12 protein-coding genes are annotated in these 12,817 nt (G+C 66.1%); 7 read left to right on the top strand and 5 right to left on the bottom strand.

The window, feature by feature from the left end; translation table 11 throughout:
• Positions 1-26 precede the first annotated feature (26 nt).
• From ACQR10_RS21025 to ACQR10_RS21015, 3 genes are all read right to left on the bottom strand, one after another.
• Complete coding sequence (locus tag ACQR10_RS21025) at positions 27-584, bottom strand: TetR/AcrR family transcriptional regulator (protein ID WP_316217377.1); 558 nt, start codon at positions 582-584, stop codon at positions 27-29.
• Positions 585-710: 126 nt separating this feature from the next.
• Entirely contained in the window at positions 711-1,883 is a 1,173-nt protein-coding gene (locus ACQR10_RS21020; RefSeq protein ID WP_316217378.1) for a winged helix-turn-helix domain-containing protein, read from the bottom strand.
• A gap of 74 nt (positions 1,884-1,957) precedes the next feature.
• Complete coding sequence (locus tag ACQR10_RS21015) at positions 1,958-2,188, bottom strand: hypothetical protein (protein WP_316217379.1); 231 nt, start codon at positions 2,186-2,188, stop codon at positions 1,958-1,960.
• 384 nt (positions 2,189-2,572) lie between these two features.
• Between ACQR10_RS21015 and ACQR10_RS21010 the strand changes: the two genes are divergently transcribed.
• Complete coding sequence (locus tag ACQR10_RS21010) at positions 2,573-3,223, top strand: OmpA family protein (RefSeq protein WP_316217380.1); 651 nt, start codon at positions 2,573-2,575, stop codon at positions 3,221-3,223.
• 66 nt (positions 3,224-3,289) lie between these two features.
• On the opposite strand, the gene ACQR10_RS21005 is transcribed toward ACQR10_RS21010, so the two are convergent.
• Positions 3,290-4,618 (bottom strand): phospholipid carrier-dependent glycosyltransferase, encoded by a 1,329-nt coding sequence (locus ACQR10_RS21005; RefSeq protein WP_316178040.1) that lies wholly within the window; start codon positions 4,616-4,618, stop codon positions 3,290-3,292.
• A gap of 139 nt (positions 4,619-4,757) precedes the next feature.
• On the opposite strand from ACQR10_RS21005, the gene ACQR10_RS21000 reads away from it, so the two are divergent.
• The 5 genes from ACQR10_RS21000 to zigA all read left to right on the top strand — a co-directional run bounded on the left by ACQR10_RS21000 (position 4,758) and on the right by zigA (position 11,514).
• A complete protein-coding gene (locus ACQR10_RS21000; protein WP_315802715.1) occupies positions 4,758-5,459 on the top strand; it encodes a FecR family protein in 702 nt (233 codons plus the stop codon).
• Positions 5,456-6,622 (top strand): hypothetical protein, encoded by a 1,167-nt coding sequence (locus tag ACQR10_RS20995; RefSeq protein WP_316217381.1) that lies wholly within the window; start codon positions 5,456-5,458, stop codon positions 6,620-6,622. Before ACQR10_RS21000 ends, ACQR10_RS20995 begins: the two co-directional genes overlap by 4 nt.
• 150 nt (positions 6,623-6,772) lie before the next feature.
• Complete coding sequence (locus tag ACQR10_RS20990; RefSeq protein WP_316217382.1) at positions 6,773-8,224, top strand: MATE family efflux transporter; 1,452 nt, start codon at positions 6,773-6,775, stop codon at positions 8,222-8,224.
• Between the two features lie 284 nt (positions 8,225-8,508).
• Positions 8,509-9,738, top strand: a complete 1,230-nt coding sequence (locus tag ACQR10_RS20985) for a TadE/TadG family type IV pilus assembly protein (protein WP_316217383.1) — start codon at positions 8,509-8,511, stop codon at positions 9,736-9,738.
• Positions 9,739-10,308: 570 nt separating this feature from the next.
• Positions 10,309-11,514, top strand: a complete 1,206-nt coding sequence (zigA, locus tag ACQR10_RS20980) for a zinc metallochaperone GTPase ZigA (protein WP_316217384.1) — start codon at positions 10,309-10,311, stop codon at positions 11,512-11,514.
• 150 nt (positions 11,515-11,664) lie between these two features.
• Here zigA and ACQR10_RS20975 read toward each other — a convergent pair whose 3' ends face one another.
• Positions 11,665-12,183, bottom strand: a complete 519-nt coding sequence (locus ACQR10_RS20975; RefSeq protein ID WP_316217385.1) for a cupin domain-containing protein — start codon at positions 12,181-12,183, stop codon at positions 11,665-11,667.
• 148 nt (positions 12,184-12,331) lie between these two features.
• Here ACQR10_RS20975 and ACQR10_RS20970 point away from each other — a divergent pair, with 148 nt between their 5' ends.
• Positions 12,332-12,547, top strand: coding sequence for a CsbD family protein (locus tag ACQR10_RS20970; RefSeq protein WP_315802709.1), 216 nt, complete (start codon positions 12,332-12,334; stop codon positions 12,545-12,547).
• Positions 12,548-12,817 lie beyond the last annotated feature (270 nt).

Raw genomic sequence — 12,817 nt, 5'->3', positions numbered from 1 at the left:
CAAATGTTTCCTAAATCGGCGCAGCATCACGCGAACAAGGCCGCGGCCTGATTTGCGACGCTCATCATCTCGCTCTTCGCACGCCCCGTCTTGCCGACCACCCGCAGCCCCTGGATCACGCAGAAAAGAGCGCCGGCCACGACTTCCGCGTCGAGATTCGGCCGGATCGATCCATCGGATTGTCCGAGCTTGATCAGATCGCGCAACAGGCTTTCAACCCGGCGCATCGCCCCGCGGACCTTGGCGGCGGCCTCCGCATCCAAGGTGGCGAGCTCAGCCGCGCTGGTGACGACCAGGCAGCCGCGCCGGCCTTCGCTGTCGCTGGCGGATTCCGCATAGAACTGCAGCAAGGCTTTAAGCTTGTCGCGGCCGCTGTGCTGCGCATCGAGACGCTCGCGCACCTGCTGGTCGCGGCGCGCGATGTAATGATCCAACGTCGCCAGGAAGATCGCGCGCTTGTCCGCAAAGGCCTTGTACAGGCTGCCAGTGGCGAGCTTCATGGCAGCGCGCAACTCGGCCAGCGACGCGCCGTGGTAGCCGCGCTCGCTGAAGACCACCAGGGCCCTGTTCAGTGCAGTGTCCATATCGAACTCGCGCGGCCGACCGGGGCCGCGGCGCTCGGATGAATTCGTTCGTGACCGCGTCATTCCTTCTTTTAGGAAACATTCGTTTCCAAATCAAGAGCACGACGGGACTCTCCGGCGCAGCGGTCAGTCTCCAAGTTGAAAGCGCTGGAACCGGTGCAACTCGTCCTCGATCTGCCGCTTCAGCGCCTTGCGCGGCTCGCCACGCGCGGCCTTGCCCTGGCCGACCCAGCTCCATTTCTGCATCAGGAGCTTGCCGTTCTGGCGGTCGGTCTTGAGGTCGAGCGCGGCGACGATCTCGTCCCCGACCAGGACGGGCAGCGCGAAATAGCCGAACAGACGCTTGTCCTTCGGGACATAGGCCTCGAAGCGATGATCGTAGTCGAAGATCGCCTGCGTCCGCTTGCGCTGGATGATCAGCGGATCGAACGGCGACAGAATGTGCACGCGCGCCGGATCGATTTCAACCGGCTCGCCCAACGCTGCTGGCGTCGCCCAGTGCTCCTGCTTGCCGGCGCCCTCCACCGTCACCGGCAGCAGTTCGCCGCGCTGGACCCTGGCATCGATGACCCGGCGCACCGCGGCCTTGCTGGGCGCATTGAGATGGCAGAGCGAATCGAGGCTGACGACGCCTTGCGCGCGCAAGCCGCGGTCGAGCAGATAGGCTGCGATCTCGCGATCGTTGGCGCCCTTCGGCAGCCGTTCCCAGCCGAAATGCCGGGTGGTGAGGTCGTAGGTCTTGAGCATGCCGTCGCGGCCCGACACCGTCAGCACGCCCTCGTAGAAGCCGAGCTGCAGCGCGCGCTTCGACGGCTTTCGGCTGGCCCAGGCGTGGTCCTTCTCGCGCAGCACGTCGTCGTCGATGTCGCGGATCGTCAGCGCGCCGCCTTGGCGGATCAGCCGCATGACCTTGCGCGTATCCTCCGGCTTCACGGTCGTGAGCCAGCGATGGCCCTCGCGGCGGTGGCGGCGCATCGCCGGAACGAAGTAGCGGAAGTCCTGCACCGGAATATAGGACAGCGCGTGGGTCCAGTATTCGAACACGGTCTTGTCCGCGCTCTGCGCCTGCCTGAGATCGGCGCGGCGATAGGCGGGAATGCGGCTGAACAGGATGTGGTGATGGCAGCGCTCGATGACGTTGATGGTGTCGATCTGCACATAGCCGAGATGGGCAATGGCGGCGGCGACCGCCTCGGGGCCCGCGCCGAACGGCGCCCCGGCATCGAGGCGCTGCGCGCGCAGCCAGATGCGGCGCGCCTGCGGCTTGGAGAGCGGGATGGGCGTGGAAACGGCGGGCATGTCGCGCAATGGTGCGAGATTCGCCCCCGCTCCCGCAACGGCGAATCAGGCCGACGGGAACCCCTTGCGGAACCTCAAGGCTTGGACTTGTCCGGAATGTTGCCGGTGGCGATCTCGGCCTTGCAGCTGGCGCGGCCAGGATCGGGCGCACGGCATTTGTAGATGCGGCCGGTCAGGCGGTCGACCAGCCAGGCCGTATCCTCGGAGGGACTTTCCAGGCCGACATAGCGGTTGCCGACAGCCGTGAACAGCGTCGACAGCAGGATCGATGCGGCAATGATCCCTGCTCCAATCAGCGTCGACATGGAACCGGACGATCCCGCCTGATCCTGGCTGCTCGCCCGATGGGACTGATAGTCGCGCCTGTGCGATGGGTTGAACACGGCTTTGCTTTTCTGTTCGCGTTTCTTGACTACGAATCCACTCGCCGTTCGCGTCCCTCAGGTTTGCGATTTTTTCCCGGCGAGCGCTATCCGGTAGAACCGCATCTGGCCGATTTGTTGTTCGCGGACCGGCCACCTGCCGATCGCTTTGCGGCAGCGCGCGGGGCGTCCCGCGGACCGCTCGCTTCGCCCCTCGACGGCCGCCCGGCCCGACAACGTGACGTCGATCACATTGGACGCTTTGAACCCGTTCTATCGTTCACGCATCCAATGGCCATAGGGCATGACGACCCGAGGATAACGACGATGACCCCATATTTTGGACGTTTTGCAGTTCAGGCGGCGGCGTTCTCCGCGATGCTGGCAATCGGCGCAGGCACCGCTTTCGCCGGCGAGGCCGTGTCGGCCGACAAGATCCTCAACGCGCTGAAGCCGAAGGCCGTGACGCGCGGCATCTCGATCGGACCGCAGGTGAACCCGCAGGCCGACACGGCGACGCAGGCGAAGCAAGCGGCCTTCATCGACAGCATGCGCAACCGCAAGACCCGCTCGCTGTCGCTCGGCGAGCGCGAGCAGATCGCCGAGATCGCGGCGACCAAGCCCAAGATCGATCTCGAGATCCAGTTCGACTACAATTCGGCCGACATCAGCAAGGCCTCGATGCCGGCCGTGCAGGAGCTCGGCAAGGCGCTGTCAGATCCGAACCTGAAGGGCTCGACCTTCGTGGTCGCCGGCCATACCGACGGCATCGGCAGCGACGGCTTCAACCAGGATCTCTCCGAGCGCCGCGCCGACACCATCAAGCGCTATCTGGTCGAGAAGTTCGCCCTCCCCGGCCAGGACCTCGTCACGGTCGGCTACGGCAAGACCAAGCTCAAGGACGCGGCCAACCCGGCCGATCCGCTCAACCGGCGAGTCCAGGTCGTCAACATGGACACCAAAACCGCGGCGAAGTGAGCGCTCCGCCGCGCATCGCCCCGCCTGCTTACGGTCCCTGGCGGGCGGGGCGCTTTTTGTCCGCGTTCAGATCCAGCTCTGGAACAGCATCAGCCGGGTGAAGGTCTGCATCGTCGTGCCGATGAAGGCGGCGCTGATCGGCAGCATCGCGACGAAGCCCAGGATCGCGACGGCGACATAGCTCACCAGCACCCAGCGCGGCCAGCGTCGCAGCGCATGGACGAGCGCGAGGCTCGCCAGCGTCGCCGACGGCAGGTAGTAGTAGATGAAGCTTAGCGCGCGCGGCAGCAGCGCCCAGGGCAGATAGCAGCCGAGATAGAACGCCAGGATCAGGAACGCCGTCGCGCTGCGCGTCGCGATGAAATCCCGGGCGCAGATCGCGAGCGCGGCCAGCGCCGGCCACAGCACCAGCGGATTGCCGAGCAGCACCACCGCGGCGATGTCGGTGTCACCATTCTTGTCGAACAGGAACCAGACCGGACGGACCAGCAGCGGCCAGGTCGGCCACGCGCTCATATAGGTGTGGCCGGCGATCGCCGTGGTGACGCTGTCGGCGAAGATGCGCCGCTGCGCCTCGAAGATGCCCATGACGGACAGGCCGTGCAGCGGGACGAAGGTCGCGAGATAGCAGACAGTAGGCATCGCGACGAGGCACAGCACGATCTGCAGCCAGCTCAGTTGCGGCCATTGCTCGGGCCGATACCAGTCGGTCGGCTCGCCATCGCCGAACGAGGTCTGCCAATGCTGCAACAGCTTGATGAGACCGACGATGAGAAGCGCCGTCAAGAGCGGAAACAGCCCGCTCCATTTGCAGGCGATCGCAAGGCCGAACAGCGCCCCCGCCAGCGCGAACACGACCTGCGGCCGGCGCTGCCTGAACGAAAACAGGAAGGCTGCGATCCCGAGCAGGCTGAAGGCGAGCGCGCCGATGTCGAGCATCGCGATGCGCGCCTGCACGAACAGCATCTGGTTGAAGGCCGCGAGCAGCGCCGCCGCGATGGCGGGCCATTGCGCCGCGAACAGCGCCAGGCCGCACAGATAGATCGCGGCGACGGCGAGCCCGCCGAGCACGGTACCGGGATAGCGCCATGCGAAGGCATTATCGCCGAACGTCCTGATCGACAGCGCGATCAGCTCCTTGGCGAGCGGCGGATGCATCGGGTTGAGCTGCGGCGTCGCCGGCCCCAGTCCCAGCATCTGCCGCGCCGCCGGCACGTAATGCACCTCGTCGAAGACGAATTTCGGCGGCGAGGCGAGCCCGATCATCAGCACGACGTGCGCGATCGCGAAGATCAGCAACGCCGTCATCACGCCGCGGCGGACCGACAGAGCGCCATCCTGCGCAACCTCGCCGTCATCTTCGTCGTCATCCCGGCGAGCAGCAGATACCTTCATGGGCCTCCGCGTTGAACTGATCCCACGGTGACGGCAACTAACCACCGAACGGTCATCGAGGCAAACTTGTGCCCATTTTACAACAACCCCGCACGCCGTCTTCGGCTAGATTGAGCAGGGAACGACCTTCGGTGTGGATATGAGCCTGCGTCGCCGAACCTGTGTCGCTGCGATCTCGGCCGCCGCCCTGCTGGGCGTCGCGGGCGGCGCGAGCGCCGACGGCCGCATCGGCGAAGCCGTGCTGGTGCAGAAGGACGTGCTGCGCGTTGCAGGCGCGTCGAGCAGCCCGATCAATGTCGGCGACGGCGTCGTACGCAACGAGACCGTGCGCACCGGCAATGACAGCGCCGCGCGGCTCGTCATGATCGACAGCACCAATCTCTCGCTCGGCGCCAACGCCACCCTGACGCTCGACCGCACCGTGTTCAACGACGAGACCAGCTATCGCGACATCGCGATCCGGCTCGGCACCGGCGCGTTCCGCTTCGTCACCGGCCATTCCGAGAAGACCGCCTACAAGATCAACACGCCACTCGCGACCATCGGCGTGCGCGGCACCATCCTCGACATCCGCTCGCAGCGCGGCCAGACCATGGTTGTGCTGCAGGAAGGCGCGTCGCGGGTCTGCACCCTCACCTTCCAATGCCTCGAGCTGACCCAGCCCGGCGACACGGCCATCATCACCGCGACCGGCAACGGCAGGAGCACGATCAAGAAGACCAGCAATCCGTCCTGGAGCTTTGCGGCGAGCTGCGCGTCGACATCGGGCCTCTGCACGGTCACCGATCTCGCCAGCAATGCGCCGCCGCAGGATTTCACCGGCATCCTGTGCGGACGATGACGATGAGAACACGCCGCGGTCAGCTTGCTCTCCTGATGACGGCCATCGCCGGCGGGCTGCTCGCGCTCGCCCTGCAAGCCGCGCCGGCCGCCGCGCAGAGCAATTGCGGGGTGGACAACTTCGCGGCGGCGCCGTGCCCGACCCCGTCGCCGTCTCCGACCTCCTCGCCCACCGCGACGCCGACGCCGTCGGCCACGCCGACATCGACCGCCAGTCCGACGCCGACGCCCTCGCCCTCGAGCACGCCGACCCCGTCGCCGTCGCCCACCGGCGCGGGAAACAGCGCCAACGCGATCAACAGCCTCGCCGACCAGCGCTTCAACCAGATGATCACCAACCGCGTGCTCGGGCTGGTGCTGCTCGGCGTCAACGAGCAGGTCAACTGCAGCGACTGCGTCAGCGCGTTCGGCTCGGCCGGCTCGTTCTCGGCGGGCATCCATGGCCGCAAGCAGCTCACCAGCAATCTGGCGCTGCTCGCCGGCCTCGCCTACACGCACTACGACGAGAACGGCTATCACGTAACGTCTGCGCCGATCGGCGCCTTTGCACTGCGCTACGACTTCGCCGACTGGGGCTCGTCGCGGCCGTTCTTCGACGTCGGCACCATCCTGACGCCCTATGAGCGCGTGCGCTACGGCCGGAGCTATGCGACGAGCCTCGGCAACGTCACCGTGGACGGCACCACCACGGCATCGAACTACGCGGTCTATGGCCGCGCCGGCTGGATCAGCCGGTTCTCGCCGCGCGACGAGCTCGCGGCCTCGGTCGAGCTGTGGCAATTGTGGCAGCACGTCGCCGGCTATCGCGATCCCACTGTGGCCTTCAACCCGTTCGACGCGACGATCGCCGGCGGCACCGACCGCACCAGCCTGGTCAAGGTCGGCGGCCAGTGGACCCACCTGTTCGGCACGAGCATCGAGGCCAACATCAATGGCGGCTACGTCCAGTCGTTCGCGACCAGCTCCGGCATCGTCGCCACCGTCACCGGCAACGGCACGGTGACGCCGACCATGGGCAACCAGGGCTGGTTCGAATATGGCGGCCGGCTCGGCTTCCGCCTGCCGCAGGGCTGGATCGCCGACCTGTTCGTCAACGGCACGCTCGGCCCGCAGCCGGTCGGCAACACCATCCACGGCGGCATCGGCCTGCGCGTCCATTATTAGCGGCTGGCCCCTGGCGGGCGCACCAGCTCGCTCCTTCAACATTTCATGATCGGTCTGCGCCAGGGTCGCCTTGACCCGCGCACGGCCGCTGTCATATTGGATGACGATCATCATTCAAAAGCAACGGCTCGCCAGGCGCGCGGAGATCCGATGGACGTTTCCACCCAGGCGACCAGCGAGGCCCGGCGTAGCGGCACGGCAGCTCCGGAGGCGCCAACGCCGCTTGTCACGCCGGCCCCGGCTCCGTCGCGCGCCAAGGCCGAATCGGTCCGCACGGCATTGCTCTCCGGCCCGGTGCTGCCGACGCTGTTCCGGCTGGCGCTGCCGACCATGACGGTGCTGGTGGCGCAGACCGCGGTCAACGTCGCCGAGGCCTACTACGTCGGCTTCCTCGGCACCGATGCGCTGGCCGGCGTCGCGCTGGTGTTCCCGATCTTCATGCTGATGACGATGATGTCCAATGGCGGCATCGGCAGCGGCGTCTCCTCGGCGGTGGCGCGCGCCGTCGGCGCCGGGCACAACGCCGATGCCGATGCCATCGCGTTCCATGCGATCGTGCTGGCGGTGATCGCCGGCGGCCTGTTCACGCTCGCGACCGCCCTGCTCGGCCCGGCCCTGTACCATGCGCTCGGCGGACGCGCAGGCGCGCTGGAGGCGGCGCTGCGCTACTCCAACTATCTGTTCGCCGGCGCCATCCCGGTGTGGATCGTCAACCTGCAGGCGGCGGCGCTGCGCGGCGCCGGCAATGTGCGGGTGCCGGCGCTGGTCACCCTGGTCGGCGCGCTGGTCATGATCCCCGCCTCGCCGCTGCTGATCTTCGGCCTCGGCCCGCTGCCGGGGCTCGGCATTGCCGGCGCGGGCATCGCCTTCGGCCTGTATTACTGCGGCGCCATGCTGGTGCTGGTGCGCTATATGGCCTCCGGCCGCTCCAGCCTGCATGTGCGCGTTGCGCCGCTGCAGGCCCGGCTGTTCGCCGACATCCTGAGGGTCGGACTGCCGACCGCGCTGAACGCGGTCATGGTCAATCTCACCGTCATCCTGGTGACCGCGCTCGCCGGCCGCTTCGGCACCTCCGAGCTCGCCGCCTACGGCATCGCCTCGCGGCTCGACTACATCATGATCCCGATCCTGTTCGGACTGTGCACGGCCACCCTGACCATGGTCGGCATCAATGTCGGCGCCGGACAGCGCGGCCGTGCGCGCCGCATCGCCTGGATCAGCGCCCTGGCGGGCGCCGCGCTGGTCGGGACCATCGGCGTGATCGTGGCGCTGCATCCGCCGCTCTGGCTCGGCCTGTTCAGCCGCGACGCCGAGGTTGTGCGCGAGGGCGCGACCTATCTGCGCACCGTAGCGCCGGCCTACGCCGCGCTCGGCTTCGGCTTCGTGCTGGCTTTTGCCGGCCAAGGCGCGGGGCACGTGCTGTGGCCGTTCGTCGGCTCCGCCCTGCGCGTGCTGATCGCGGCGGGCGGCGGCTATGCCGCCATCGTCATGCTCGGCGGCGGCATGGCCTCGCTCGCCGCAATGGTCACGCTGTCGCTCGTCGCCTACGCACTCGTTTGCAGCCTCGTTCTCTCGCCCCGGATCTGGCGCTCGCGCGCTTAGCGGACACTAACCGGCAAGAGCAATTCAAACGACATGCAACTCACAAGCGGCCACCGCCGAATACAAGCAATTCGCGCGGCTACTACCAGTGAGTGGTGCGAACGAGCACCTCTCGATGATCCGGCAAATACACTGATAACCTTCGGCTTCCGCAACGACGTCGCAGGGTTCCTTTACGGAACCGGATTCAGCATGCGGTAATGTCTGGCCGCCACTTCCTTGCAGCACGGGCTCGCATCCGCCGGCGTCGAGCCTCGGACAGCCATCAGCAGGAAGCGTTGCACATGACCGTATCGATTTCGTCGAAGACACTTCGCGATCTGGCATGGAGATTTGGCCGCGCGAAGGACGGCCAGATCAGCATGATCTTCGCCATCACCATCATCCCCATCCTGGTGTCGGTCGGCGCCGCCGTCGATTTCGCCAAGTCCAGCGACACCAAGGCGCAGCTCCAGAAGTCGGTCGATGCCGCGGTCCTCGCCGGCGTGACCCAGGCCAGCGCGCAGCAGGTCTCGACCGCGAGCGCGGTGTTCTCGGGCAGCTTCAAGGGCCGGTTCGGCAGCGGCACGTCGGCGACCTTCACGCCCAACGGCGACGGCTCGCTGTCGGGCACCGCGACGACCACGGTGAAGACCTCGTTCCTCAACGTCATGGGCACGACGTCGCTCGGCGTGACGGCGTCCGCTACGGCGAAAGCCGGTGCGCAGGCCAGGTCGCCGGTCTGCATCCTGCTGGTCAGCACCATCAACGCGCAATCGTTGCTGGTGAATTCCGGCGCCCAGCTCAATGCGCCGAGCTGCGAGGTTCACGTGCTGTCGACGCAGAGCCCGGCGGCGATGTTCAACGCCACGCTCAACGTCAAGCGCATCTGCATCAAGGGTACCAACATCACCAAGAACGGCGGCGTCACGCCGCCGGCCGAGACCGGCTGCGCGGCGATCGCCGATCCCTTCGCCGGCAAGCTGCCCGCCGTCACGGTGGGCGCGTGCACCACCAACAACAAGGTCTACGATCCCGGCTCGGTCACGCTCAGCCCCGGCGTGTATTGCGGCGCGACCAATTTCAACGGCTCGGGCACGCTGACGCTCAATCCCGGCCTCTACATCATCAAGGGCGGCGCGATGACCTTCAATTCGGGGTGGACGGTGACGGGCAGCGGCGTCACCTTCTACCTCGTCGACCAGAACGCGACGCTCACCTTCAACGGCAACGTCAATGCGACGCTGTCGGCGCCGACCAGCGGCACCTACGCCAACATCCTGATGTACGAGCCGTCAGGCCTGTCGACGACGAACCTGCCGATCAACGGCACCAGCAGCTCGTCCTACACCGGCCTGATGTACCTGCCGAGCCGCAACGTCACCATCAACTCGGTCTCGACCATGAGCAGCAACAGCGTCACGATGGTGTTCAACACGCTGATCCTCAACCAGACCAACTGGGCGATCGCGCCCGGCGCGCTGTCGATGTCGGCGACCAGCGGCCCGGCCGGCACGGCGTTTTTGTCGAAGTAGCTTGCTGCATATGAGGCACGCTCCAGCCGCAATGACGGTGCGCCCCCTCTCCCCGTTCTTCACGGGGAGAGGGGTGGGGTGAGTGGCAGCCGCACGAGCGGTTTGAGTCCATAGCCTCCACCCGTCTCACCTGAATCACAGAGATTCGGATCACATCACGAACGTCCTCACGCCAAGAAAGAACGGACCTAACAACTAAGACTTCTTGTGTGGCTGCCCCTCACCCCGACCCTCTCCCCGTAAGAACGGGGAGAGGGAGCGCACCAGTCGTTGTTCTTGCAGCGTTGTTCTTGCAGCGTCGCTCCTGCAACATCGCTCAAGCGGATCGGTGTCCCGACGGTTCTAAAGCACACCGCTGAACCTGCTCTGCTCCTTGAGGCCGACGCCTGCCCCGCGCGTCCACAGCCCGCGGCAAGACCCCACGTCATCACGCCTCTCACACCTTTGTCACACACTCTCCCTTGACACCCAGCGCGACTTGAGATGATGTTATGTTATAACATAACGATTGAGGCCGCATGCCCGTTCGCCGGCACCGACCCCTTCCCCTGAAGAGGCTGTTCGATCTCGATGCGCAAACTCCCCGTCACGGTCTTGTCCGGCTTCCTCGGGGCTGGGAAGACCACTTTGCTGAACCACGTCCTGAACAACCGCCAGGGTCTGAAGGTGGCGGTGATCGTCAACGACATGAGCGAGGTGAACATCGATGCGGACCTCGTTCGCGATGGCGGTGCCAATCTGTCACGGACGGATGAGCAACTGGTCGAGATGACCAATGGCTGCATCTGCTGCACCCTGCGCGACGACCTGCTGAAGGAAGTCCGCACGCTGGCCGAGAGCGGTCGTTTCGACTATCTCGTGATCGAGGCCACCGGCATTTCAGAGCCGCTGCCGGTGGCGGCGACCTTCGACTTCCGCGACGAGCATGGCATGAGCCTGTCGGATGTCGCGCGCCTCGACACGATGGTGACGGTGGTCGACGCGGTCAACCTGCTCAAGGACTATTCGTCGTCCGACTTCCTGACTGACCGCGGCGACCAGTTCGACGGCGACCGGCGCGCGCTGGTCGATCTGCTGGTCGAGCAGATCGAGTTCGCCGACGTGATCGTGCTCAACAAGGTCGACGATGCCAGCAGCGATCAGCGCAACGCCGCGCGCAAGATCATTCGCGCGCTCAATCCGGACGCCGACATCATCGAGACCAACCAGGGCCGTGTGCCACTGGAGCGCGTGCTTGCGACCGGGCGCTTCGACTTCGACCGCGCCCAGCAGCACCCGCTCTGGTACAGCGAGCTCTACGGCTTCGCCGACCATGCGCCGGAGACCGAGGCCTATGGCGTGACGAGCTTCGTCTACCGCGCCCGGCGGCCGTTCATTCCGGCCCGCTTCGACCGGTTCCTGCGCGAATCCTGGCCGGGCGTGATCCGCGCCAAGGGCCATTTCTGGCTGGCGACCCGGCCGCAATGGCTCGGAGAGATCAGCCAGGCCGGCGCCATCGTCCGCACCAGCGCGCTCGGCTTCTGGTGGGCTGCGGTGCCGCAGAAATTGTGGCCCGAGGACCTCGACTGGCGCACGCGCATGCTCGGGCGCTGGGACGAGGTCTATGGCGACCGCCGCCAGGAGATCGTGTTCATCGGCAGCAACATGGATGAGGCGGGCCTGAGCGCGCGGCTCGACGCCTGCCTGCTGCCGGGGAAGCCTGCGATGGATGTCGCCGCATGGGCGCGGCTGTCGGATCCGTTTCCGGTCTGGCGCCGCGCCGACGAGGCGGCCTGATCGGCATTCATCCGAACTGCGGCTCGAGACAACGAACCGCGAGACACACGCGCGACAGTCGCCCCTGCTTCGCGTGTGAGAGGGAGGGCGGTATAGCCACTCCCTGCCCGGCGGAGCCGTCGCGAGACGGCTCCGCCATTTCCTTGATGGCTACGGCTTCGACTCGGCGGGATCGCGGTGCACCGGATCGATCCACAGCACCGTCTCCGGCTTCTCGACCGGCTCGATGTCGATGTTGATCGCGACCGCCTCGCCGTCGCTGCGCACCAGCACGCATTCCAGCACTTCGTCCGGGCTGGCGTTGATCTCCTGGTGCGGCACATAGGGCGGCACGAAGATGAAGTCGCCGGGGCCGGCCTCCGCGGTGAATTGCAGCCGATCGCCCCAGCGCATCCGCGCCTTGCCCTTGACGACGTAGATCACGCTTTCGAGATGGCCGTGATGATGCGCGCCGGTCTTGGCGTCCGGCCGGATCGTGACGGTGCCGGCCCACAATTTCTGCGCGCCGACGCGCGCGAAGTTGATCGCGGCCTTGCGGTCCATGCCCGGTGTCGACGGCACGTTGCCATCGAGCTGATGACCCGGAATGACGCGGACGCCGTCGTGCTTCCAGCGCTCGTCGCCGTGATCGTGGGAATGGCCGTGCGTGTGATCGTGAGAGCCTGACATGATTTTCTTCTTCTCGGATTCTTGTGTTCGGAGGAACCGGCGCGATTGTAGTCGAAATGCCGCATCGGCGCCATTGCGGTTCCACGCGAACCTTTTCGCAACGCCCGCGTTGAGTCCGCACAGTTCACACACACAATGGAGAGACATCATGGGTGCGACCATGGACAAGATCAAAGGTGCGACCAACGAGGCGATCGGCAAGGCCAAGCAGGGCATCGGCGAAGCCACCGGCAACGACCGTCTGCAGGGCGAAGGCGCGATCCAGGAAGTGAAGGGCAAGGGCCAGCAGGCGCTGGGCGATGCCAAGCAGGCGACCAAGGACGCGGTGAACACCGCCGCCGGCGCTGCGAACAAGAACCTCTGAGCAGGATCGGCGCGGTCGCTGAGGTCGCGCGATGACGATCTCCAGAAACTAACAAGACCGGCCCCTCGCGGGCCGGTCTTCGCGCCGTTGTTAGTTGACGACGAATAGCAACTATCGGCGTCCCAACCGGCGCCTATGAATGCGCCCTCTCCCCTTGTGGGAGAGGGCATGCAGGACAGTCCCCACAAGCTTCGTCGGGTGAGGGGTATCTCTCATTGGCGCTAACTTACCATTTTGCTGCCGGAAATGGATGATTCCTCGGTCGAGTGA

It is taken from the genome of Bradyrhizobium sp. HKCCYLRH2060, from assembly GCF_051168135.1.
Lineage (GTDB): Bacteria > Pseudomonadota > Alphaproteobacteria > Rhizobiales > Xanthobacteraceae > Bradyrhizobium.
Note: the sequence above shows the minus strand (reverse complement) of the source record. Positions and strands in the feature narration are given on the sequence as shown.